The organism is Pseudomonas sp. HPB0071, from assembly GCF_000478505.2.
Taxonomy (GTDB): Bacteria; Pseudomonadota; Gammaproteobacteria; order Pseudomonadales; family Pseudomonadaceae; genus Chryseomonas; species Chryseomonas luteola.
In genome coordinates, this window is the sequence record NZ_KI517367.1 from 2,994,821 (window position 1) to 3,016,318 (window position 21,498).

Here is a 21,498-nt window from a genome sequence, read left to right on the forward strand (position 1 = left end):
CGCCCACATCAGTGGGCGGTTTTCATTCAGCGCTTCAGTGAGGCGGGTAGGTGAGGTTGCAGCGTAGTCAAGAGTGCCTTGAAGCACTTGGTGTTGCCTGCTACTACATGGCCTTTTTCAAGGTAGTCATGGCCGCCATTGAAGTCGCTGACCAGACCGCCAGCTTCCTGAATCAGTAGCGCACCTGCTGCCATATCCCACTCGGATAGCCCCATTTCCCAGAAGGCATCGAATCGACCAGCGGCCACATAAGCTAGATCCAATGCAGCAGATCCCGCGCGGCGAATACCTGCGGTTTGGGTGCTCAGGGTGCGGAACATGCCTAGATAATTATCCAGGTAGTCCATATTGCTGGAGCGATACGGGAAGCCAGTGCCGATCAAGGCACCCTCAAGGCTTTTACGAGTGCTGACACGCAAGCGTCGGCCATTGAGGGCGGCGCCACGTCCGCGACTGGCGGTAAATTCTTCCTGACGAACCGGGTCCAATACAACGGCATGCTCGATGCGGCCGCGATACTTGCACGCGATGCTGACAGAGAAGTGCGGGACGCCATGAATGAAGTTGGTGGTTCCATCCAGCGGATCGACGACCCACAGATAATCAGCGCCATCACCCTGACCTTCGATGAGTCCGGACTCCTCGCCTAGAAAGCCGTGGTTGGGGTAAGCCTTGCGTAAAACGTTGAAAATAGCTTGTTCGGCGGCCCGGTCGACCTCGGTCACGAAATCGTTGGCGCCTTTTTCGTCGATAGCGATGAGGTCCAGCCGCTCGATTGAGCGAAAGATCAATTCACCGGCACTACGAGCTGCGCGCAGCGCAATGTTCAGCATGGGCTGCATGAGAAACCACCTGGTTGTAAAAGAAAGCCGGTTATTCTAGCAGAAAAGAATGCAGAGAGCGGTTGCCTTGTCGGCATGAATGGTTTTGCGCACAGGGGTCCGGTAAGATTCGCACCTTTAAAGAGGGGGTGCTACTTGCTCGAGAACATACGCGTTGTCCTAGTTAACACAAGCCATCCTGGCAATATTGGCGGTGCGGCTCGCGCCATAAAGAACATGGGATTGAAGCGGCTGTATCTGGTGCAGCCTGAGCAGTTCCCCCATGGCGATGCCATAGCGCGTGCATCCGGTGCCACGGATGTGCTGGATAATGCTTGTGTTGTTGAAACGCTGGAAGATGCGCTGACAGGGTGCAGCGTTGTTCTGGGAACCAGCGCAAGGGATCGCCGTATCCCCTGGCCGCTGCTCGATCCCCGTGAGTGCGCACAAACGTCGCTGCAGCATGCCGAGGTGGGTGGGGAGGTGGCGCTGGTATTTGGTCGCGAATATGCAGGTCTGACGAATGAAGAGCTTCAGCGCTGCAATTTTCATGTTCATATTCCTTCTGACCCGGAATTTGGCTCTCTGAATCTTGCGGCTGCGGTACAGGTGCTCGTCTACGAGGTACGCATGGCATGGTTGGCCCTTCAAGGGCAGCCCACCAAGATGAGCAAGGTCGAAAGTACGGCCATGCTCAATACCCAGCTGGTCACTGTTGAGGAGTTGGAGCTGTTCTATCGCCATCTCGAGGAAACGCTTATCGATATTCGTTTTCTCGATCCCGAGAAGCCTCGCCATCTCATGTCTCGCCTACGCAGGCTTTATGGGCGCAGTGCAATCACCAAGCTGGAGATGAATATCCTTCGTGGTGTTCTGACCGAGACGCAAAAGGTTGTTCGTGGCGAAAAATGCAAAACTGATGATGTCTGAAGGCCAGTTTTAGCCGAGTGCGCCAACGCCTCTGGTCGGCTTTAATGGTTGACTGAATCGATAGGGCTTATAGTTGACTTAAATAGTCAGGAATTGCATACTTGACCTATCTAAAGTACATCCTGGTTTTGCCATGAGACTGACAACCAAAGGACGATACGCCGTCACCGCCATGCTTGATCTGGCGCTGCATGCGCAGCGTGGACCGGTCTCCCTGGCTGACATCTCTGAGCGCCAAGGTATATCGCTTTCCTATCTTGAGCAGCTGTTTGCCAAGTTGCGCCGTGGCACTTTGGTAACCAGTGTGCGTGGACCGGGCGGTGGTTACCAACTGTCGCGCGATATGCAGGACATTCATGTCGCTCAGGTCATCGATGCCGTAAACGAGTCTGTCGATGCTACCCGCTGTCAGGGGCAGGGCGATTGCCATTCCGGTGACATATGCCTGACGCATCACTTGTGGTGCGATCTGAGCGAGCAGATTCATACGTTTCTCAGCGGTATCACGCTAGCGGATCTAGTCGCGCGTAATGAGATACAAGCTGTAGCGAACCGTCAGGACAAGCGAGTGTGCAATAGCCGAACTCGTGCCTCGGACATTGAAAAGATTGAAGCGTCCGCTATTGAGTGAGCCGGCCGCCAGCCTGATATAGGAGTTACCGATGAAATTACCGATTTATCTTGATTACTCTGCAACTACTCCAGTCGATCCACGTGTCGCTCAGAAAATGAGCGAGTGTCTCTTGGTAGATGGTAACTTTGGTAATCCAGCCTCGCGCTCGCACATGTTTGGCTGGAAGGCTGAAGAAGCGGTCGAGAATGCTCGCCGTCAGGTTGCCGAGTTAGTGAATGCCGATCCACGTGAAATCGTTTGGACATCCGGTGCGACCGAATCGGATAACCTGGCGATCAAAGGTGTGGCTCACTTCTATCAGAGCAAGGGCAAGCACATCATTACGTCGAAGATCGAGCACAAGGCCGTATTGGATACGACTCGCCAGCTCGAGCGCGAAGGTTTTGAGGTGACTTACCTAGAGCCAGGCGAAGATGGCCTGATCACGCCGGATATGGTTGAAGCAGTATTGCGTGAGGACACCATTCTGGTTTCCCTGATGCACGTCAACAACGAGATCGGCACTATCAATGACATCGCTGCGCTGGGTGAGCTTACGCGTGCCCGTGGCATCCTGTTCCATGTGGATGCTGCTCAGTCAACTGGTAAGGTTGAGATCGACCTTGAGACGCTGAAAGTTGACCTCATGTCCTTCTCGGCACACAAGACCTATGGTCCGAAAGGTATTGGTGCGCTTTATGTTCGTCGTAAGCCGCGCGTTCGTCTTGAGGCGCAGACCCATGGCGGCGGTCACGAGCGTGGTATGCGTTCCGGTACGCTGGCGACTCACCAGATCGTCGGGATGGGCGAGGCCTTCCGAATTGCTAAGGAAGAGATGGCGCAGGAAAACGTTCGTATCAAGGCGCTGAGTGATCGTTTCTACAGCAAGCTTCAGGATATGGAAGAGCTGTATGTAAACGGCAGTCTGGTTTCACGCGTACCGCATAACTTGAACTTGAGCTTCAACTATGTAGAGGGTGAATCCCTGATCATGGCGCTCAAGGATCTGGCGGTATCGTCGGGTTCGGCCTGTACTTCGGCCTCGCTTGAGCCTTCCTATGTGCTGCGCGCGTTAGGCCGTAACGATGAACTGGCTCATAGCTCCATTCGTTTCACCTTTGGCCGTTTCACGACCGAAGAAGAAGTTGATTACGCCGCCGAGAAAGTGCGTGATGCAGTAACCAAGCTGCGTGAACTTTCTCCGTTGTGGGATATGTACAAAGAGGGCGTTGACCTGACCACAGTTGAATGGCAGGCACACTAAACCGCTCCTGATGAGTGAGGATTGAGAAATGGCTTACAGCGATAAAGTAATCGATCACTACGAAAACCCGCGTAACGTTGGCAAATTCGATGCCGAAGATCCTGACGTCGGAACAGGCATGGTTGGTGCGCCGGCGTGTGGTGATGTCATGCGTCTGCAGATCAAGGTCAACGATCAGGGCGTCATCGAAGATGCACGCTTCAAGACCTATGGCTGTGGCTCTGCCATCGCTTCCAGCTCGCTCGCTACCGAGTGGATGAAGGGCAAGACCATCGATGAGGCAGAGGCGATCAAGAACTCCATGATTGCTGAAGAGCTAGCTTTGCCTCCGGTCAAGATTCACTGCTCGGTTCTGGCCGAAGACGCCATCAAGGCGGCGGTGCAGGACTATAAGCAGAAGAAAGGTTTGGCTTGAGGAGGCACTGATGGCCATTAGCATGACTGAATCTGCTGCACGTCACGTGCAGCGTTCTCTGGAAGGACGCGGCAAAGGCGAAGGTATCCGTCTGGGCGTACGTACCACCGGATGTTCGGGCTTGGCCTATGTGCTGGAATTCGTTGATATGCTGGCTGAAGAAGATCAGGTGTTCGAAAGCCATGGCGTCAAGGTCATCATTGATCCGAAGAGCCTTGTCTACCTTGACGGTACCGAACTGGACTTCGTCAAGGAAGGACTCAACGAGGGATTCAAATTCAATAACCCTAACGTGCGCGGTGAGTGTGGCTGCGGCGAAAGCTTCAACGTTTGAGGTCGCCCGTGGGAACGCCTTGTCACTTTGCCTTGTTCGATCTCAAGCCGTCTTTTGCGCTTGATCTTGAGCAGCTTTCGAGTCGCTATCGTGAGCTTGCGCGTACAGTGCATCCTGATCGCTTTGCCGATGCCCCCGAGCGGGAGCGGCGACAGGCACTGGAGCGTGCGGCGCAGTTGAACGAGGCGTATCACGTTCTCAAGACTCCCTCGCGGCGAGCCCGTTACCTGCTGTCACTTCAAGGGCATGAAATGCCTGTTGAGGCGACTATCCAGGATCCCGACTTTCTCCTTCAGCAGATGCAGTGGCGTGAAGAGTTGGAAGAATTGCAGGATGAGGGGGACGTTGATGGTATCGCGCCCTTCAAGCAGCGTTTGAAGAACTCCCAGGCTGAACTCGAGCATAAGTTCGATTCGTGTTGGGAGAACGCTTCGAAACAGGAAACTGCAGAACGGCTTGTTCGCCGCATGCAGTTTCTCGACAAGCTGAGCAGCGAAGTGCGTCAGTTGGAAGAGCGCCTCGACGATTAATCTGGCGCCTGCTTAAAGGCGCCCCTAGCACAAGCTGAATAGCAATGGCTTTATTGCAAATTGCCGAACCTGGAATGGCTCCCAAGCCGCATCAACGCAAGTTGGCGGTAGGGATTGATCTGGGCACTACGAATTCTCTTGTCGCTGCCGTGCGCAGCGGCGTCTCTGAGCCGCTTCCTGATGAGCAGGGCGGTGTCATTCTTCCCTCAGCCGTTCGCTATTTGGAAAAGGATATTGAAGTAGGGGATGTAGCCAAGCAAAGTGCTGCACAAGACCCTTTCAATACGATTCTTTCCGTAAAGCGCTTCATGGGTCGCGGTCTGGCTGATATCAAGCAATTGGGCGAGCAGTTACCCTATCGATTCGCTGAAGGCGAGTCCCACATGCCTTTCATTGAGACGATACAGGGACTCAAGAGTCCTGTTGAGGTCTCAGCCGAAATCCTTCGTGTATTGCGTTCGCGTGCAGAAAAGACCCTGGGTGGTGAATTGGTTGGCGCGGTAATAACCGTTCCGGCTTACTTTGATGACGCGCAGCGCCAAGCGACCAAGGATGCTGCCAAGCTGGCCGGTTTGAATGTGTTGCGGCTGCTTAACGAGCCCACCGCAGCGGCAGTGGCCTATGGGTTGGATCGTGGTGCGGAGGGCCTCATTGCGATCTATGACCTGGGTGGCGGCACATTTGATATTTCCATCTTGCGTTTGAGCAAAGGGGTTTTCGAAGTCCTGGCTACCGGAGGTGATAGTGCCTTGGGTGGTGATGATTTTGACCATGCCATTGCGACCTGGGTAATCGATCAGGCGGGGCTGTCTACTAATCTGTCGCCCTCGGAGCAACGTCAGTTACTGCAATTAGGCTGCATGGCCAAAGAGCAATTGTCGGCGCAACCTACTGTTACGCTCAGTTACGGTACCTGGCAGGGCGAGCTTACTCGCGAGCACTTTGAAGCACTGATCGAGCCGTTGATCGCGCGAAGCCTGAAAGCTTGCCGTCGCGCAGTGCGTGACTCTGGTTGCGAGCTTGAGGAAGTCAAGGCGGTAGTCATGGTGGGTGGCTCCACTCGCGTGCCGCAAGTCCGATCCGCAGTGGCCAGACTGTTCGGTCGCGAGCCACTGACGGACATTGATCCGGATAAGGTTGTTGCCATCGGTGCGGCCATTCAGGCTGATACCCTGGCGGGTAACCGTGGTGGCGAAGAGCTCTTGCTGCTGGATGTCATTCCGCTCTCCCTTGGGCTTGAAACCATGGGCGGTTTGATGGAAAAGATTATCCCGCGTAACACGACCATACCTGTGGCACGTGCCCAGGATTTCACAACGTATAAAGATGGCCAGTCAGCCATGATGATTCATGTGCTGCAGGGTGAGCGAGAGCTGGTGAAAGATGCTCGTTCGCTGGCTCGTTTCGAGCTGCGCGGCATTCCGCCTATGGTGGCTGGCGCTGCCAAGATCCGTGTGACTTTTCAGGTAGATGCGGACGGCTTGCTGAGCGTCTCGGCGCGAGAGCTCTCCAGTGGTGTGGAAGCCAGTATCCAGGTCAAGCCATCCTATGGTCTGACGGATGGTGAAATCGCGCGTATGCTGCAGGATTCTTTTCAGAATGCCGGCGATGACATGAACGCTCGCGTGCTACGTGAGCAGCAAGTCGAGGCGCAACGTCTTCTAGAGGCGGTCCAGGCGGCTGTCGCTGAGGACGGCGATCGTTTGCTGAACGCTGAAGAGCGTGAAGTTATAGAGGCCGAGATCGACAAGCTAAAGAGTCTTGTCGACCATTCAGATGCCTCTGCTATTGAAGTACAAACCAAGCGTCTTTCCCAAGTGACCGATGCATTCGCGGCTCGCCGGATGGATGCATCGATCAAGGCGGCCCTGGCGGGTCGTCGTCTTAACGAAATCCAGGAGTAAGTTCACCATGCCGCAGATCGTTTTTCTGCCCCACCCAGAGCATTGCCCCGAGGGCGCGGTGATCCAGGCCGAAGAAGGTGAAACCATTATCGATGCAGCGTTGCGCAACGGTATTGAAGTCGAGCATGCCTGTGAGATGTCTTGTGCCTGTACGACCTGCCATGTCGTCGTTCGTGAAGGCTTCGGCTCCATGGAGCCGTCTGACGAGCTTGAAGATGACATGCTGGATAAGGCATGGGGGCTGGAGCCGGAGTCCCGGCTGTCCTGTCAGGCAAAGGTTGGCACTGCCGACTTGGTCGTTGAAATTCCCCGCTACACCATCAATCAGGTATCGGAACGTCACTAAGGAAGATCATCATGGCGATGAAATGGGTCGATGTGCTGGATATCGCAATCGCTCTTTCCGAAGCTCACCCGGATGTGGATCCCCGCTATGTAAATTTCGTGAATTTGCGTAACTGGGTCACCGCACTGCCCGGGTTTGACGATGACCCCCAGCGGGGTGGCGAGAAGGTACTCGAAGCCATCCAAGCTGCGTGGATTGAAGAAGCGGACTAACCTATTCTTCGTTAGCCTACGCTTTTGACCGAAGCCCGCGTATAATCCGCGGGTTTCGTTTTTGCTAAATGCCCAACTTTGGAGTTGTCATGTCTGTTCAACGCACCCTTTCTATCATCAAGCCGGACGCTGTAGCCAAGAACGTCGTTGGTGAAATCATCACTCGCTTCGAAAAGGCTGGCCTGCGCGTTGTGGCCGCGAAGATGGTTCAGCTCTCCGAGCGCGAAGCCGGTGGCTTCTATGCTGAGCACAAAGAGCGTCCTTTCTTCAAGGATCTGGTGTCCTTCATGACTTCCGGTCCGGTCGTTGTTCAGGTTCTGGAAGGCGAAAACGCCATTGCCAAGAACCGTGAGCTGATGGGCGCTACCGATCCCAAGAAAGCAGACGCCGGTACCATCCGCGCTGATTTCGCTGTTTCCATCGATGAAAACGCTGTTCACGGTTCTGATTCCGAAGCATCGGCTGCCCGTGAAATCGCTTACTTCTTCGCTGCAACTGAAGTTTGCGAGCGCACTCGCTGATCCACAGGTGAATCCATGAGCAATACAGTCGGCAAGACTAACCTGCTGGGGCTTACCCAGCCACAAATGGAGCAGTTCTTCGAGTCCATCGGAGAGAAGCGCTTTCGTGCCGGCCAAGTGATGAAATGGATTCACCACTTTGGCGTTGATGATTTTGACGCCATGAGTAATCTCGGCAAGGCCTTGCGCGAAAAGCTCAAGGCCTGCGCCGAGGTTCGTGGCCCCGAAGTAGTAAGTGAAGATATTTCGGCGGATGGCACCCGCAAGTGGGTCATTCGTGTGGCTTCCGGTAGCTGCGTTGAGACGGTTTACATTCCTCAGGACAAGCGTGGCACGCTGTGTGTTTCGTCACAGGCAGGCTGTGCACTTGACTGCAGTTTCTGTTCGACCGGAAAGCAAGGTTTCAATAGCAATCTCACGGCTGCCGAAGTCATTGGCCAAGTGTGGGTTGCCAACAAGTCATTTGGTACTGTGCCGGCCAAGATCGACCGTGCCATTACGAACGTCGTGATGATGGGCATGGGTGAGCCGCTGCTCAATTTCGACAATGTCGTAGCTGCCATGCAAATCATGATGGATGACTTGGGTTATGGAATATCCAAGCGCAAGGTAACGCTATCCACGTCAGGGGTAGTGCCCATGATTGAGGAGTTGGCCAAGCACGTCGATGTGTCTCTGGCGCTGTCGCTGCATGCGCCCAACGACGCCTTGCGCAACGAGCTGGTACCGATCAATCGCAAGTATCCTCTGGCCATGCTGCTGGATGCCTGTCAGCGGTACATTAGTCAGCTGGGTGAAAAACGTGTTCTGACCATTGAGTACACTCTACTCAAGGACGTCAACGACCAGCCCGAGCATGCTGTGCAGATGATTGAATTGCTGCGCAACGTGCCCTGCAAGATCAATCTGATTCCTTTTAATCCTTTCCCTCATTCCGGTTACGAGCGCCCCAGCAAGAATGCGGTGCGTCGCTTCCAGGAACTCCTGCAGCAGGCCGGTTTCAATGTCACCGTGCGTACTACGCGTGGCGATGATATCGATGCAGCCTGTGGGCAGCTGGTAGGAAAGGTTATGGACCGTACTCGACGAAGCGAGCGGTACATTGCTGTACGCCAGTTGAATAATGAGAACGATGCGGCTTTGGGTGTTCGCCAGAATTAATTAAAAGGAGAGGGTTAGTGATGTTGCGTGCAGTATTGGCTTTGGCAGTTGCAGGACTTTTAACCGGCTGCGTCACTACTGGCTCTACTGACCCTCTGAGTACGGAAAAAGGTCGTGATCATGCCCGGGACGCCTACATTCAGTTGGGTCTGGGCTATCTGCAGGAAGGAAACACCGAGCAGGCCAAGATCCCGCTGAAACAGGCCCTGCAGCTTGACTCCTCGAGCGCCGATGCCCATGCCGCGCTGGCATTGGTGTTCCAGACCGAGATGGAGCCCAAACTGGCTGACGAAGAATACCGCAAGGCCATGTCAGCACGCCGTAACGATTCCCGTATTCTCAATAATTACGGAAGCTTTCTTTTTGAGCAGAAGCGATACAGCGAAGCCTACGATCGTTTCATAGAGGCCTCGCAGGATCCTTTGTACCCTGAACGCTCGCGAGTCTTTGAAAACCTCGGTTTAACTGCGTTAAGGTTGAATAAGCCCGAATTGGCACGCCAGTATTTGGAGAAGTCGCTGAGACTGAACAGCAACCAACCCAAGGCTTTGCTGGAAATGGCGCAGCTCTCTTATGCGGCTCGTGAGTATGTACCTGCACGTGGGTACTACGAAGCATTTAGCCGTATTTCGCCCCAGGATGCGCGTAGCCTTTTACTGGGCATCCGTCTGGCCGAAGTATTCAACGATCGCGATACGGCTGCCAGTTATACCTTGCAATTGAAGCGGCTTTATCCCGCTTCTGAAGAATATAAACAACTTCAGTCGGAGCAACGATGAGTAATGTGCAACCTGAGGCTGTAATGTCAGCTCGTGGTAATCCAGGCGACATACTGCGCCAGGCTCGCATTTCCAATGGGTGGAGCATCGCTCAAGTGGCTGCTCAGATGAATCTGAGTGGGCATGTCATCGAGTTGCTGGAAGCTGGGGACTATCAAAAGCTGCCAGGGCATACGTTTGCCCGCGGTTATGTCCGCTCCTATGGGAAGCTGCTGGGGCTTGATCAGGCTGAGCTTGTAAAGGTCTTCGATCAGTACACAGGGACCGATGCCAAAGGCAGTACGGTTCACACCATAAACCGTGTTGAAGAACCGGTGCGCTTGTCGCGTAATGTCCTGCGTATCGTCAGCTTTATTCTGGTCGTTGTTATCATTGGGCTTGGCCTGTTCTGGTGGCAGGAGCGCTCCGGGCTTGGTATGGGCGGTAATGGCCTTAGCCTTGAGCATGTCGAAGTAGAAAGCGCAGACGGCACTACTGAAATTCATACGCTTGATGAGCCTGAAGATCAGGCGGTGGCGGAAGCTCAAAAGGCTGAGGTGCCCGCTGCATCAGAGCCAGGTGTGCCCGCTACACCGACTGCTCCCGCTGCCAATGCTGTTGCGCAAACGCCTGTGCCTGTAGCGAATACCGCTTCCGGTGCGGCAGCCAATGGCGCTGCGAATGCTGCTCCTGCTGCGGCCGCTACACCGACTACTCCGGTTGTATCGACCGATGCTGCGCTTGCGCCTACCACGCCGCCAGCCGGCGAGACTGCGCCAGCGGCAGGGCAGGGAGGCTTGAGCATTCAGCTGGTAGCGGACTGCTGGATGCAGATCACAGATGCGTCGGGGAAAGTTATTTACAGTGGCCTCAAACGAAAGGGTGATACCCTGCAGTTTGAAACGGTAAAAGCTCCTGTGGAGATTCGTTTAGGCTACGCACGAGGTGCGCAAATTACCTATAACGGCCAGCCGGTAGACATCAAGCCCTATGTACGTGGGGAAACTGCTCGCTTCAAAGTAGGGCAGGCGTCTCAGTAACCAGAATTGCAGTACGATCAAAGCGGCATCATTCTGCCGCTTTGATTTTATTATCGGATCATATTTTATAGTTCTCTGGTTTTAACCAGTCTCCGTAAGGATCTGGTATTTATCAGGAAGAAGAGTCCTGTCATGCATAGCGAATCGCCGATCAAACGTCGCCCTTCTCGAAAGATCTGGGTAGGCTCCGTGCCGGTAGGAGGCGATGCTCCTATCGCGGTACAGAGCATGACGAACACCGAAACCTGTGATGTTGCCGCAACAGTTGCGCAAATCCGTCGTCTGGAAGATGCAGGCGCTGATATCGTTCGGGTTTCAGTTCCCGACATGGATGCTGCAGAAGCATTCGGTCAAATCAAGCAGCAGGTGAATGTTCCTCTGGTTGCAGACATTCATTTTGATTACAGAATTGCCCTTCGGGTAGCTGAACTCGGTGTGGATTGTCTGCGTATCAACCCTGGCAACATCGGGCGTGAAGACCGGGTCAGGGCGGTAGTCGATGCGGCGCGTGACAAGAACATTCCGATTCGTATCGGCGTGAATGCGGGCTCTCTGGAAAAGGATCTGCAGAAAAAATATGGTGAGCCTACCCCTGAAGCGCTACTGGAATCAGCCATGCGTCATGTCGATTACCTCGACAAACTGGATTTCCAGAACTTCAAGGTCAGTGTGAAGGCGAGTGACGTCTTCATGGCCGTATCGGCTTATCGCTTGCTGGCGAAGCAGATCGAGCAGCCGCTACACCTGGGCATCACCGAGGCAGGTGGTTTGCGTTCCGGCACCGTAAAATCTGCGGTTGGCCTGGGCATGCTGCTGGCCGAAGGCATTGGCGATACCATTCGTATCTCCCTGGCGGCGGATCCGGTCGAAGAGATCAAGGTGGGTTTCGATATCCTGAAGTCGTTGCGCTTACGGTCACGCGGCATCAACTTCATCGCCTGTCCAAGCTGCTCTCGCCAGAACTTTGATGTGGTCAAGACCATGAATGATCTGGAAGGGCGCCTGGAAGATCTTCTGGTTCCCTTAGATGTGGCCGTTATCGGCTGTGTGGTCAATGGGCCGGGAGAGGCCAAAGAGGCTCACGTAGGGTTGACTGGCGGCACGCCTAATAACCTAGTGTATATCGATGGCAAGCCTGCACAAAAGCTGACCAATGAGAATCTGGTGGATGAGCTGGAGCAGCTGATTCGCCGCAAAGCGGCTGAAAAAATGGAAGCGGATGCGGCTGTTATTGCCCGTAGCTGAATGCCGTTAGAGAATTGAATTAAGGACTCCTCGTGAGCAAGTCTTTGCAAGCCATTCGTGGCATGAACGACATACTGCCAGAGCAGACGCCAGCCTGGCGCTATCTGGAAACAACTTTCGCTACCTTGCTGGATGGGTACGGCTACAAGGAAATCCGACTGCCTATCCTCGAATTCACCGAGCTGTTCGCTCGGGGTATCGGCGAGGGCACCGATGTGGTCGACAAGGAAATGTATACTTTTCTCGACCGTAACGGTGAGTCGCTGACGCTTCGTCCGGAAGGCACAGCAGGGTGTGTCCGCGCCGTGCTGGAGCACGGCCTTACAGGCGGTGGCCAGGTTCAGAAACTCTGGTATACGGGACCCATGTTCCGCTACGAGAAGCCGCAAAAAGGACGCTATCGCCAGTTCCATCAGATTGGCGTAGAGGTCTTTAACTTGCCTGGGCCGGATATCGATGCTGAGCTGATCATCATGACGGCGCGCCTGTGGAGGCAGCTGGGTATTGATGATGCCGTTACACTGCAGCTGAACAGCTTGGGTTCAAGCGAAGCGCGTGCAGCCTATCGGGATGCCTTGGTTGATTACCTCAAGCAGCATTTCGATCAGCTGGATGAAGACAGTCAGCGTCGTTTGACGACTAATCCCCTGCGTATTCTGGACAGCAAGAATGCCCAGACACAGGCCTTGCTGACCGATGCTCCCACGTTGTCGGATTATCTAGACGAAGAGTCTCGTGCTCATTTTGAAGGCTTGAAGGCACGCCTTGAAGCAGCAGGCATCGAGTACACGATCAATCCGAAGCTTGTGCGGGGTCTGGACTACTACGGTCGTACCGTATTCGAGTGGGTAACCGATAAGCTGGGCGCACAAGGTACGGTGTGCGCTGGTGGACGCTACGATGGTCTGATCACTCAGTTTGGTGGAAAGCCTACGCCAGGCGTTGGTTTTGCCATGGGTGTTGAGCGTCTGGTGCTAATGCTTGAGACGCTGAACAAGATTCCCGCCGAGCTTAGCCGTCCGATGGACATCTACCTATGCACCTTTGGTGAAGCGGCAGAACTAGCCGGTCTGGCCTTGGCCGAGCAGCTGCGTACGGCCTTGCCGTCCTTGCGTCTGGCGGTTAATGCTGGCAGCGGAAGTTTCAAGAGTCAGTTCAAGAAGGCAGACAAGAGCGGTGCATGGTTTGCTCTGATTCTGGGTGAGGATGAGCTGGCGCAGCGCCAGGTTGGCCTCAAGCCCTTACGTAATGATAGTGCCCAGGAGATGGTCGACTGGGATCAGTTGTCCGCACGCCTGCACGATAGCTTGCAGCAGCAGACGTCCGCACACAGCGAAAGCGAATAGGAGTGACCGGTGAGTTCGCAGAATGAAGATCCAAATGTCGCCCACCTTCAGGATTGGTGGCAGCGTAACGGCAAGCCGCTGCTCACCGGTGGCGTTGTGGCCCTGGTGGCCGTGCTGGGCTGGCAATGGTGGGAGCGTAATCAGACCAATCAGTCTCAGGCTGCGTCCATCGTATATCAGGAGCTGGTTCAGGCAGCGCTGGATCCCAGCGGCAAACCGGATACCGCTCGGGTAACGGACCTGTCCAACCAGCTCAAGCAGGAGTATTCAGGTACTACCTATTCCCAATACGGTAGTCTTTTCGTGGCCAAGGTTGCTGTTGAGAGTGGCAAGCTGGATGACGCAGCCAACGAGCTGAAGGCGATTGTCAATAAGCCGGCGGATGATACTGTGGGCGAACTGGCACGCCAGCGTCTGGCGCGTGTGCTGGCTGCGCAGGGCAAGGCTGAAGATGGCCTGAAACTACTGGAAGGCAAGGTTGCAGAGCCTTATGTCGCCAACCGCGAAGAGTTACGTGGTGATCTGTTGGTCAGTCTGGGCCGTGTCGACGATGCCCGTGCCGCTTATGAAAAAGCCAAGTCCGAATTGCCTGCCGATGCCGCCGAAGGCACGCTGCAGATGAAGCTGGATGACCTGGCAAAAGGAGATGCCTGATGCTGCGTTGGAAACATGTTGCGCTACTGGCCTTGGCCCTGACTGCTGTCGGGTGCAGCAGTAACAGCAAAAAAGAGCTGCCGCCTGCTGAATTGCAGGACTTCAAGGCCGATGTTCAGTTGCAGGAGCAATGGAGCCGCTCGGTAGGGGAAGGGCAGGGTGATACCTACAACCTGTTGACGCCTGCCATTGACGGTCAGTCCCTGTACGTGACTGATAACGAAGGCCTGGTCATGGCGTTGAACCGTGAAAACGGTGACATCATTTGGAAGAAAAAGCTGGACCTGCCTGTTTCAGGTGGCGTCGGCGCTGCCTACGGGCTGGTTCTGGTTGGTACGTTGAGAGGGGATGTCGTTGCCCTTGACGCAACCTCGGGCGATGAAAAATGGCGCGCCAGGGTTTCCAGTGAAGTACTGGCTCCGCCGGTCAGCAACGGTGACATCGTGGCTGTCCAGACTCAGGACGACAAGCTTTATGCCCTTGATGCCGAGACGGGTGATCGTCGCTGGCTGTATGAGGAGAGCATGCCTGTTTTGACCCTGCGTGGCACAGGTGCTCCGGTCGTAACCAATCGCTATGTTGTCGCTGGTCTGGCCAGCGGCAAGGTGATTGCGCTGGATGAACAGCGTGGCTTGCCGATCTGGGAGCAGCAGGTTGCCATCCCGCAGGGGCGCTCTGAGCTGGATCGTATGGTTGATATCAACGGCGGACTGCTGCTTTCAGGTACTACGCTGTATGTGGCCACGTACCACGGCCGGGTTGCCGGACTGGATCTGGAGAGCGGTCGTGTGCTCTGGCAACGTGATGCATCCAGCTATACCGGTGTCGCTGAAGGTTTCGGTAACGTATATGTAAGCCTGGAAAATGGCACCGTTGAAGCAGTAGATCAAAATTCGGCTTCAGCGCTGTGGAGTAATGATTCCCTGGCGCGTCGTATGTTGTCCGCCCCGGCTGTGCTGTCGAACTACGTCGCTGTAGGTGATTATGAAGGCTATATTCACCTGCTAAGCCAGACGGATGGTCATATGGCCGGTCGTCAGAAGCTGGGTAACGGCGGCGTTCGGGTTCGCCCGTTAGTGGATGGCGACTGGATGTATGTGTATGGCAACGGCGGTAAGCTGGCTGCCTACACCATTCGCTAAGCTGTCCTGTATGTGTATGGCCGCTATCGCCCTCACGGTAGCGGCCTTTGTGTTTTCTGTATTCCTGTGGAGAGCCGTATGGTTCCCGTTATTGCTCTGGTAGGACGCCCTAATGTAGGCAAGTCCACCTTGTTTAATCGACTTACCAAAACCCGTGATGCCATCGTGGCCGATATCGCGGGCCTGACCCGCGACCGCAAGTATGGCGAGGCGCGTTGGCAGGGGCGGACGTATATCGTTGTCGACACCGGAGGTATCTCCGGCGACGAAGAAGGCATCGATATGAAAATGGCCGAGCAGTCGCTTCAGGCTATTGAAGAAGCCGACGCCGTTCTGTTCATGGTGGATTCCCGTGCCGGGATGACGGCAGGCGATCAGATGATCGCCGAGCATCTGCGTACGCGTAACAAGCGCTGCTTTTTGATTGCTAATAAGGTCGACGCAGTTGATCCAGACATTGCCCGGGCTGAATTCAGCCCAATGGGCCTGGGTGATGCGCTGACCATTGCGGCTGCGCATGGCCGCGGTATCAACGGCATGCTTGAGCAGGTGCTGGGCTCCTTCCCTAAGGATGAGGAAGAAGAGTTCATTGTTGATGCGGAAGACGAAGAGGGCGATCAGGCTTCGGATGAGAGTGTCATCGAGAAGCGTATTCCGGGACCGGATGAAAAGGCCGGGATCAAGATCGCCATCATTGGCCGTCCCAACGTGGGCAAGTCCACGCTGGTCAACCGTATGCTTGGCGAAGAGCGGGTCATCGTATATGACCAGGCTGGCACCACTCGCGACAGTATCTACATTCCCTTCGAGCGCAACGAAGAGAAATACACGCTGATCGACACCGCCGGTGTGCGTCGCCGCGGCAAGATCTTCGAAGCGGTAGAAAAGTTTTCTGTTGTGAAGACGCTTCAGGCCATTCAGGACGCCAACGTCGTTATCTTTGTGATGGACGCCCGTGAAGGGGTAGTCGAGCATGATCTGAACCTGTTGGGCTTTGTCCTGGAAACCGGTCGCGCCCTGGTGATTGCGCTCAACAAGTGGGACGGCATGGAGTCCAGTGAGCGCGATTACGTGAAGACCGAACTCGAACGCCGCCTGATGTTTGCCAATTTCGCAGATATTCATTTCATTTCCGCATTGCATGGCACCGGTGTGGGACATCTGTACAAGTCGGTGCAGCAGGCATTCGCTTCGGCCGTTACCCGCTGGCCTACCAGTCGTCTGACCAAGATCCTTGAGGATGCGGTTCAGGAGCACCAGCCGCCGCTGGTCAATGGTCGTCGAATCAAGCTGCGTTATGCGCACATGGGCGGAGCCAACCCCCCGCTGTTGGTTATCCATGGTAACCAAGTGGATGCGGTCCCGCGCGCCTATGTCCGCTACCTGGAAAACACCTATCGCCGGGTATTGAAGCTGATAGGTACGCCTATTCGCATTGAATTCAAGTCGGGTGAAAACCCGTTTGCGGACAAGAAGAACACGCTGACCGAGCGGCAGGTGAACAAAAAGCGCCGTTTGATGAGCCATCACAAGAAAGCGGAGAAGAAGCGCAAGGATAAGCGTCGCTAGTCGCTTCCCTGTTGTAACGGGCCAGCGCTGTCTGGCCCGTTCGAATACCAGGCTGCTCGGGCATCTTCCGAGTGGCCAGTCTTAAGTCATGATAGCGGTGCATAGTGCTTCGCTGAGCCGTCGACGGCATCGAAGCCGACCGCCTTGTTGTCGGAGCGTTCGATGATCCAGAGCAAGTTGCCTTCCCTCGGTGTGACTATCTTTACCCGCATGTCCCAACTGGCCATGGAAACGGGCGCAATCAACCTGTCTCAGGGTTTCCCGGATTTCGACGGCCCGGATGCCTTGCGCGAGGCGGTAAGTCGGCACGTCATGGCCGGTCATAACCAGTATGCGCCCATGACAGGATTGCCCGCCTTGCGTGAGCAAGTGGCCCGCAAAGTGGCTACGCTCTATGGGCGCACGGTTGATGCCGAACAGGAAGTCACCATTACACCCGGTGCGACGCAGGCCATCTTTTGCGCCATTCAGTCTGTAGTTCGCAGCGGTGATGAAGTGATTGTATTCGATCCTTGCTATGACTCTTACGCACCCTCGGTTGAACTGGCCGGTGGGCGCTGCATCCACCTACCCTTGGCACTGCCGGATTTTGGGATCGACTGGGATCGTTTGCAGGCAGCCCTGACGTCGCGCACACGGGCTATCGTACTGAACACGCCCCATAACCCGAGCGGCTCGCTGGTTGGTCGCGACGCGCTGGACCGTCTCGCCGCATTGATTCGCGATCGGGATATCTACCTGATCAGTGATGAGGTATATGAGCACTTGGTTTTCGACGGAGCAGAGCATGCCAGTGTACTCACCCATGATGAACTCTACGCCCGTGCGTTTGTTATCAGCTCCTTTGGCAAAACATATCATGTGACAGGTTGGAAGACCGGGTATGTGATCGCCCCGCGCGAGCTTTCAAGCGAACTGCGCAAGATTCACCAGTATGTAAGCTTTTGCGGGGTGACGCCTCTGCAATGGGCATTGGCAGATTTCATGGAAGCGCATCCCGAGCATGTAACCGAACTCCCAGCGTTTTATCAGGCCAAACGAGATCTGTTCTGTGATTTGTTGGGTTCGTCTAAATTGGCGTTTACACGTGCAGCAGGGACCTATTTCCAGCTGGCGGACTATTCCGCTATTCGGGATGACGTAAGCGATGTCGAAATGGCCGAGTGGTTGACGCGTGAGCACGGTGTGGCTGCCATTCCGATCTCCGTGTTTTATCAGGAAGCTCCAAAGGACTTGCGTCTGGTACGTTTCTGCTTCGCTAAACGAGAGGAGACGCTGCGGCTAGCAGCGGAAAAACTGTGCGCGATCTAAGCCTGAGACCTGATTTGAAACTGGCACTCATCCAGACTGAACTGTTCTGGCATGATGCTTCGGCCAACCGCGACCGGTTTACTGCCTTGCTGCAACAGGCGAAAGGCGCGGATCTGGTTGTACTGCCTGAGATGTTCACTACCGGCTTTTCGATGGAGTCAGCCCTGCTGGCTGAGGATGAAGGCGGACGTACCCATGCGTGGATACGCGAGCAAGCGGCATCGCTCAATGCTGTGATAACGGGCAGCCTGATCGTTCGTGATGCCCAAGGGCAGTACCGTAATCGACTCCTGTGGGCGCGGCCTGACGGCACGATGTCCCATTATGACAAACGTCACCTGTTTCGCATGGCCGGAGAGCACGAACATTACACCGCAGGTGAAGCGCAAGCGGTATTCGAGCTCAACGGCTGGCGCATTCGTCCCTTGATCTGTTACGACTTGCGGTTTCCGGTGTGGAGCCGTGATCCAGTCAAGACTGATCTGTTGCTCTATACCGCCAACTGGCCAGCCGCACGGCGTAACCACTGGAATCGGCTGCTTCCCGCTCGGGCCATTGAAAACCTCTGTTATGTCGCGGCCGTGAATCGTATTGGCGAAGACGGAAAAGGAATCGCCTATAGCGGCGACAGCCAGGTATTGGACTGCCAGGGCGAGCCGCTCCTGGACGCCAAGGACAGCGCAGGAGTGTTTACGGTGTCGCTGTCTGCCGACACGCTGTCGCGCTACCGCGATGCGTTCCCGGCGTATCGGGATGTGGACGACTTCGAACTGCTCTGATCGCTCGCTACTCTTCCCTAGCGCCCCGTCTGCCATGCTGGCGATGGGGCGTTGTTGTTTCCGGCGCTTGCCCTTTGCCTTGGGACGATTGCAGACTGGCCCTTCGACAGGCTATTCAGGACAACAACAATGCAAACGCCTCGAATCGCAATTATTGGCGCCGGCCTCATGGGTGTCGGGATTGCCACTCATTTTGCTCGCCACGGACATTCGGTTCTGCTGCGAGACGTTTCCGCCGAGCGTTTGAGCGATGTGCCCGCCATTGCCAGAAGTGTTCTGGAAGAGCTATCAGCGGCTGCGCTGTTTGAATCCAGTCAGACCCATGCAGTGCTGACCAGGATCACGACAACCGATGCGCTGGCCGATTTGGCTGATGCCACGCTATTGATCGAGGCTGTACCTGAGCGGCTGGCGCTCAAGCATGCGTTGTATGCGGAGCTTGAGTCAGTCGTTTCGCCAGAGGCCATTATTGCCAGTAACACAAGCGGCTTTCCTCCCGAGCAACTGGCTCAGGGAATGGCATATCCCGAACGGTTGCTCATTGCTCATTTCTGGAACCCGCCTCATCTGATTCCACTGGTCGAACTGGTGCCGGGAGAAAAGACCAACCCAGCCTGTTTGGAGAGGGTGCGGGATGTATTGCAAGTCATGGACCTGGAAGTTGTTTTGCTCATGCGGGCGATTCCGGGCTTCATTGGCAACCGCCTGCAGTTTGCCGTGCTGCGTGAGGCCCTGCATATCGTACAAAGCGGTGCAGCGTCGCCTGAAGATGTGGACCGGGTCATGCGGGCCTCTCTGGGTAGGCGCTACGGCATGGTGGGACCGCTGGAAGCGGCAGACATGGGTGGTCTCGATACCTTTCTGGACATCGCTAGCCACCTGATGCCGACCTTAGCCAAGGATGAAGAGGTGCTAGAGGTTTTGCGTGAACGCGTCGGGCAGGGAAGAACAGGCCTACGCAGCGGCAATGGGTTTTATGAGTGGAGCGAGGAGCGCAAGGCGCGGATAGCCGAACGGCGTGCCCATCAGCTACAGCATGCCTTGCGGCCATGAATCGCTATACAGGTATCGATATGGCGACCGCCAATGACCTGAGCGACTATCAGCAGATCAGTCTGCGGGCAATTCGCTCGCTATTTGAAAGCATCGAGCAGAGCAGCGAAGGTACCGTGATTGTGGACCGTGACCTCCGTATCGTTTGGATGAATGAGCGTTATGCCCGGCGCTTTGGCTTGCCCAGCGCAAAGTCGGCGATCGGGCAGGTGTGTGAGCAGGTGATTCCGGGAAGCTTGTTGCGGGAAGTAGTCAACACGGGCCAGCCCATCCTGCTGGATCTGCTTGATACACCCAAAGGACCAATGGTGGTGATGCGTTTGCCCATCCATGACGATACCGGTCAGGTCATCGGTGCCATTGGCTTTGCCTTGTTCGATGAGTTACGGACGTTGGCCCCCTTGGTGACGCGGTTCTTACGGATTCAGGAGGAATTGGCTTCGACGCGGCGGTCGCTGCAGAACGCCCGGCAGGCCAAATACAGTTTTGCCCACTTCGTAGGCAGCGGCCCGGCCAGTCAGGAGGTCAAGCGACGAGCGAGACGTGCGGCTACGGTAGAGACCTCTGTCTTGCTGTTGGGCGAGACCGGCACAGGAAAGGAGTTGTTGGCCCATGCCATTCATGCGGCATCCCCTCGGGCCAATAAGTCGTTTGTCAGTGTGAATGCGGCTGCCATCCCTGAAAATCTGTTGGAAGCTGAGTTCTTCGGCACGGCGCCTGGTGCCTTTACAGGCGCGGACCGCAAGGCGCGGGCAGGAAAACTGCAGATTGCGCAGGGCGGAACGCTATTTCTGGACGAAATCGGCGATATGCCCCTGAGCTTACAGGCAAAACTTTTGAGGGTACTTCAGGAAAAGGAATTCGAGCCGCTGGGGTCCAACGAGGTGCTGCGCTGCGACGTTCGGCTGATTGCGGCAACCTCACGCAATCTGGATGCGCTGGTAGCTGAAGGCTTATTTCGGGCGGATCTGTACTACCGCTTGAACGTACTGCCCATTGTGGTTCCGCCGCTGCGTGAACGGCGAGAAGACCTGCCGGCGTTATGCGAAGCCATCCTGGACAGTTTGCTGGCGGAAGGACATGCGCCTCGGGAGCTGGATGAGGAAGCACTGGCTTTGCTCGCCTGCTACGATTGGCCTGGCAACGTACGTGAGCTGCGCAATGTTCTAGAGCGCGCATCGCTGTTGAGTGATGAGGCCGTTATTGGCGCGCTCAGCATTGGCTCGGCATTAGGAAAACCCTTGCCACCCAAAGCGATTGAGCAGGTGTCCATTAGCACTACCAGTACGCCTAGTAACAACATGACGTATGAAGAGGCGAAGCGCCAATTCGAGCATGAGCTCATTACCCAGGTCTTGTCATCGTGCTCAGGCAGGGTCGAGGAGGCTGCCAAACGCTTGGGCCTCGGACGCTCCACCCTTTATAAGAAAATGGCTGCCCTAGGGCTCTTGTCTTGAAATAGAGACTATTCTCAAGTTGGAGACAAAATTGATTCGAACTTGTCTCCAATTGGAGAAATCAATGAATTGAAGGAGCAATTAGTTAAGTAA

The 21,498-nt window shown here is 55.3% G+C and carries 23 protein-coding genes; 22 read left to right on the forward strand and 1 reads right to left on the reverse strand.

Going from position 1 to position 21,498, the window contains the following annotated elements; translation table 11 throughout:
- Window positions 1-26: 26 nt before the first annotated feature.
- Complete coding sequence (gene suhB, locus HMPREF1487_RS14010) at window positions 27-842, reverse strand: type III secretion system regulator SuhB (RefSeq protein WP_010797316.1); 816 nt, start codon at window positions 840-842, stop codon at window positions 27-29.
- Between the two features lie 135 nt (window positions 843-977).
- On the opposite strand from suhB, the gene trmJ reads away from it, so the two are divergent.
- The 22 genes from trmJ to HMPREF1487_RS14120 all read left to right on the forward strand — a co-directional run bounded on the left by trmJ (window position 978) and on the right by HMPREF1487_RS14120 (window position 21,405).
- Window positions 978-1,751, forward strand: a complete 774-nt coding sequence (gene trmJ / locus HMPREF1487_RS14015; protein ID WP_010797317.1) for a tRNA (cytosine(32)/uridine(32)-2'-O)-methyltransferase TrmJ — start codon at window positions 978-980, stop codon at window positions 1,749-1,751.
- 133 nt (window positions 1,752-1,884) lie between these two features.
- Window positions 1,885-2,382 carry a Fe-S cluster assembly transcriptional regulator IscR gene (gene iscR / locus HMPREF1487_RS14020; protein WP_010797318.1) on the forward strand — a complete coding sequence of 166 codons (498 nt, stop codon included), beginning with the start codon at window positions 1,885-1,887 and terminating at the stop codon, window positions 2,380-2,382.
- Window positions 2,383-2,413: 31 nt separating this feature from the next.
- Window positions 2,414-3,628, forward strand: coding sequence for an IscS subfamily cysteine desulfurase (locus tag HMPREF1487_RS14025; RefSeq protein WP_010797319.1), 1,215 nt, complete (start codon window positions 2,414-2,416; stop codon window positions 3,626-3,628).
- Between the two features lie 28 nt (window positions 3,629-3,656).
- Window positions 3,657-4,043 carry a Fe-S cluster assembly scaffold IscU gene (gene iscU, locus HMPREF1487_RS14030; RefSeq protein ID WP_010797320.1) on the forward strand — a complete coding sequence of 129 codons (387 nt, stop codon included), beginning with the start codon at window positions 3,657-3,659 and terminating at the stop codon, window positions 4,041-4,043.
- 10 nt (window positions 4,044-4,053) lie between these two features.
- Window positions 4,054-4,377 (forward strand): iron-sulfur cluster assembly protein IscA, encoded by a 324-nt coding sequence (iscA, locus tag HMPREF1487_RS14035; RefSeq protein WP_010797321.1) that lies wholly within the window; start codon window positions 4,054-4,056, stop codon window positions 4,375-4,377.
- Between the two features lie 8 nt (window positions 4,378-4,385).
- The gene (gene hscB / locus HMPREF1487_RS14040; protein ID WP_010797322.1) at window positions 4,386-4,907 is read left to right on the forward strand and encodes a co-chaperone HscB; all 522 of its coding nucleotides are present in this window, start codon (window positions 4,386-4,388) and stop codon (window positions 4,905-4,907) included.
- 44 nt (window positions 4,908-4,951) lie between these two features.
- Window positions 4,952-6,811: a Fe-S protein assembly chaperone HscA gene (gene hscA / locus HMPREF1487_RS14045; RefSeq protein WP_010797323.1), complete on the forward strand. Its 1,860-nt coding sequence runs from the start codon at window positions 4,952-4,954 to the stop codon at window positions 6,809-6,811.
- 7 nt (window positions 6,812-6,818) lie between these two features.
- Window positions 6,819-7,157 carry an ISC system 2Fe-2S type ferredoxin gene (fdx, locus tag HMPREF1487_RS14050; protein ID WP_010797324.1) on the forward strand — a complete coding sequence of 113 codons (339 nt, stop codon included), beginning with the start codon at window positions 6,819-6,821 and terminating at the stop codon, window positions 7,155-7,157.
- An 11-nt stretch (window positions 7,158-7,168) separates the two neighbouring features.
- Window positions 7,169-7,369 carry a Fe-S cluster assembly protein IscX gene (gene iscX, locus HMPREF1487_RS14055; RefSeq protein WP_010797325.1) on the forward strand — a complete coding sequence of 67 codons (201 nt, stop codon included), beginning with the start codon at window positions 7,169-7,171 and terminating at the stop codon, window positions 7,367-7,369.
- A gap of 89 nt (window positions 7,370-7,458) precedes the next feature.
- A complete protein-coding gene (ndk, locus tag HMPREF1487_RS14060) occupies window positions 7,459-7,890 on the forward strand; it encodes a nucleoside-diphosphate kinase (protein WP_010797326.1) in 432 nt (143 codons plus the stop codon).
- Window positions 7,891-7,905: 15 nt separating this feature from the next.
- Window positions 7,906-9,051: a dual-specificity RNA methyltransferase RlmN gene (gene rlmN / locus HMPREF1487_RS14065; protein ID WP_010797327.1), complete on the forward strand. Its 1,146-nt coding sequence runs from the start codon at window positions 7,906-7,908 to the stop codon at window positions 9,049-9,051.
- Window positions 9,052-9,068: 17 nt separating this feature from the next.
- Window positions 9,069-9,830, forward strand: coding sequence for a type IV pilus biogenesis/stability protein PilW (gene pilW / locus HMPREF1487_RS14070; protein WP_037030037.1), 762 nt, complete (start codon window positions 9,069-9,071; stop codon window positions 9,828-9,830).
- Complete coding sequence (locus tag HMPREF1487_RS14075; protein WP_010797329.1) at window positions 9,827-10,849, forward strand: RodZ domain-containing protein; 1,023 nt, start codon at window positions 9,827-9,829, stop codon at window positions 10,847-10,849. The genes pilW and HMPREF1487_RS14075 overlap by 4 nt, the downstream gene beginning before the upstream one ends.
- 132 nt (window positions 10,850-10,981) lie before the next feature.
- Complete coding sequence (ispG, locus tag HMPREF1487_RS14080; protein ID WP_010797330.1) at window positions 10,982-12,094, forward strand: flavodoxin-dependent (E)-4-hydroxy-3-methylbut-2-enyl-diphosphate synthase; 1,113 nt, start codon at window positions 10,982-10,984, stop codon at window positions 12,092-12,094.
- Between the two features lie 32 nt (window positions 12,095-12,126).
- Window positions 12,127-13,440: a histidine--tRNA ligase gene (gene hisS / locus HMPREF1487_RS14085; protein WP_010797331.1), complete on the forward strand. Its 1,314-nt coding sequence runs from the start codon at window positions 12,127-12,129 to the stop codon at window positions 13,438-13,440.
- Window positions 13,441-13,449: 9 nt separating this feature from the next.
- The gene (locus tag HMPREF1487_RS14090) at window positions 13,450-14,094 is read left to right on the forward strand and encodes a tetratricopeptide repeat protein (RefSeq protein ID WP_010797332.1); all 645 of its coding nucleotides are present in this window, start codon (window positions 13,450-13,452) and stop codon (window positions 14,092-14,094) included.
- Window positions 14,094-15,236 (forward strand): outer membrane protein assembly factor BamB, encoded by a 1,143-nt coding sequence (bamB, locus tag HMPREF1487_RS14095; RefSeq protein WP_010797333.1) that lies wholly within the window; start codon window positions 14,094-14,096, stop codon window positions 15,234-15,236. The genes HMPREF1487_RS14090 and bamB overlap by 1 nt, the downstream gene beginning before the upstream one ends.
- A 78-nt stretch (window positions 15,237-15,314) precedes the next feature.
- Window positions 15,315-16,805 carry a ribosome biogenesis GTPase Der gene (der, locus tag HMPREF1487_RS14100; protein ID WP_010797334.1) on the forward strand — a complete coding sequence of 497 codons (1,491 nt, stop codon included), beginning with the start codon at window positions 15,315-15,317 and terminating at the stop codon, window positions 16,803-16,805.
- A 162-nt stretch (window positions 16,806-16,967) separates the two neighbouring features.
- Window positions 16,968-18,116, forward strand: coding sequence for a pyridoxal phosphate-dependent aminotransferase (locus HMPREF1487_RS14105; RefSeq protein ID WP_010797335.1), 1,149 nt, complete (start codon window positions 16,968-16,970; stop codon window positions 18,114-18,116).
- Window positions 18,104-18,895: an amidohydrolase gene (locus HMPREF1487_RS14110; protein WP_010797336.1), complete on the forward strand. Its 792-nt coding sequence runs from the start codon at window positions 18,104-18,106 to the stop codon at window positions 18,893-18,895. The genes HMPREF1487_RS14105 and HMPREF1487_RS14110 overlap by 13 nt, the downstream gene beginning before the upstream one ends.
- Before the next feature lie 129 nt (window positions 18,896-19,024).
- A complete protein-coding gene (locus tag HMPREF1487_RS14115) occupies window positions 19,025-19,948 on the forward strand; it encodes a 3-hydroxyacyl-CoA dehydrogenase family protein (protein WP_010797337.1) in 924 nt (307 codons plus the stop codon).
- A 20-nt stretch (window positions 19,949-19,968) separates the two neighbouring features.
- Window positions 19,969-21,405: a sigma-54 interaction domain-containing protein gene (locus HMPREF1487_RS14120; protein WP_037030788.1), complete on the forward strand. Its 1,437-nt coding sequence runs from the start codon at window positions 19,969-19,971 to the stop codon at window positions 21,403-21,405.
- Window positions 21,406-21,498: the final 93 nt, after the last annotated feature.

What these genes read in the sequence shown, in the direction of transcription:
- hscA (WP_010797323.1), top strand. Translation starts at nt 4,952, where the DNA reads ATGGCTTTATTGCAAATTGCCGAACCTGGAATGGCTCCCAAGCCGCAT.
- bamB (WP_010797333.1), top strand. Translation starts at nt 14,094, where the DNA reads ATGCTGCGTTGGAAACATGTTGCGCTACTGGCCTTGGCCCTGACTGCT.
- suhB (WP_010797316.1), bottom strand. Translation starts at nt 842, where the DNA reads ATGCAGCCCATGCTGAACATTGCGCTGCGCGCAGCTCGTAGTGCCGGT.
- HMPREF1487_RS14075 (WP_010797329.1), top strand. Translation starts at nt 9,827, where the DNA reads ATGAGTAATGTGCAACCTGAGGCTGTAATGTCAGCTCGTGGTAATCCA.
- iscU (WP_010797320.1), top strand. Translation starts at nt 3,657, where the DNA reads ATGGCTTACAGCGATAAAGTAATCGATCACTACGAAAACCCGCGTAAC.
- HMPREF1487_RS14105 (WP_010797335.1), top strand. Translation starts at nt 16,968, where the DNA reads ATGATCCAGAGCAAGTTGCCTTCCCTCGGTGTGACTATCTTTACCCGC.
- fdx (WP_010797324.1), top strand. Translation starts at nt 6,819, where the DNA reads ATGCCGCAGATCGTTTTTCTGCCCCACCCAGAGCATTGCCCCGAGGGC.
- ndk (WP_010797326.1), top strand. Translation starts at nt 7,459, where the DNA reads ATGTCTGTTCAACGCACCCTTTCTATCATCAAGCCGGACGCTGTAGCC.
- HMPREF1487_RS14120 (WP_037030788.1), top strand. Translation starts at nt 19,969, where the DNA reads ATGGCGACCGCCAATGACCTGAGCGACTATCAGCAGATCAGTCTGCGG.
- HMPREF1487_RS14025 (WP_010797319.1), top strand. Translation starts at nt 2,414, where the DNA reads ATGAAATTACCGATTTATCTTGATTACTCTGCAACTACTCCAGTCGAT.
- HMPREF1487_RS14115 (WP_010797337.1), top strand. Translation starts at nt 19,025, where the DNA reads ATGCAAACGCCTCGAATCGCAATTATTGGCGCCGGCCTCATGGGTGTC.
- iscR (WP_010797318.1), top strand. Translation starts at nt 1,885, where the DNA reads ATGAGACTGACAACCAAAGGACGATACGCCGTCACCGCCATGCTTGAT.
- der (WP_010797334.1), top strand. Translation starts at nt 15,315, where the DNA reads ATGGTTCCCGTTATTGCTCTGGTAGGACGCCCTAATGTAGGCAAGTCC.
- iscA (WP_010797321.1), top strand. Translation starts at nt 4,054, where the DNA reads ATGGCCATTAGCATGACTGAATCTGCTGCACGTCACGTGCAGCGTTCT.
- ispG (WP_010797330.1), top strand. Translation starts at nt 10,982, where the DNA reads ATGCATAGCGAATCGCCGATCAAACGTCGCCCTTCTCGAAAGATCTGG.
- rlmN (WP_010797327.1), top strand. Translation starts at nt 7,906, where the DNA reads ATGAGCAATACAGTCGGCAAGACTAACCTGCTGGGGCTTACCCAGCCA.
- iscX (WP_010797325.1), top strand. Translation starts at nt 7,169, where the DNA reads ATGGCGATGAAATGGGTCGATGTGCTGGATATCGCAATCGCTCTTTCC.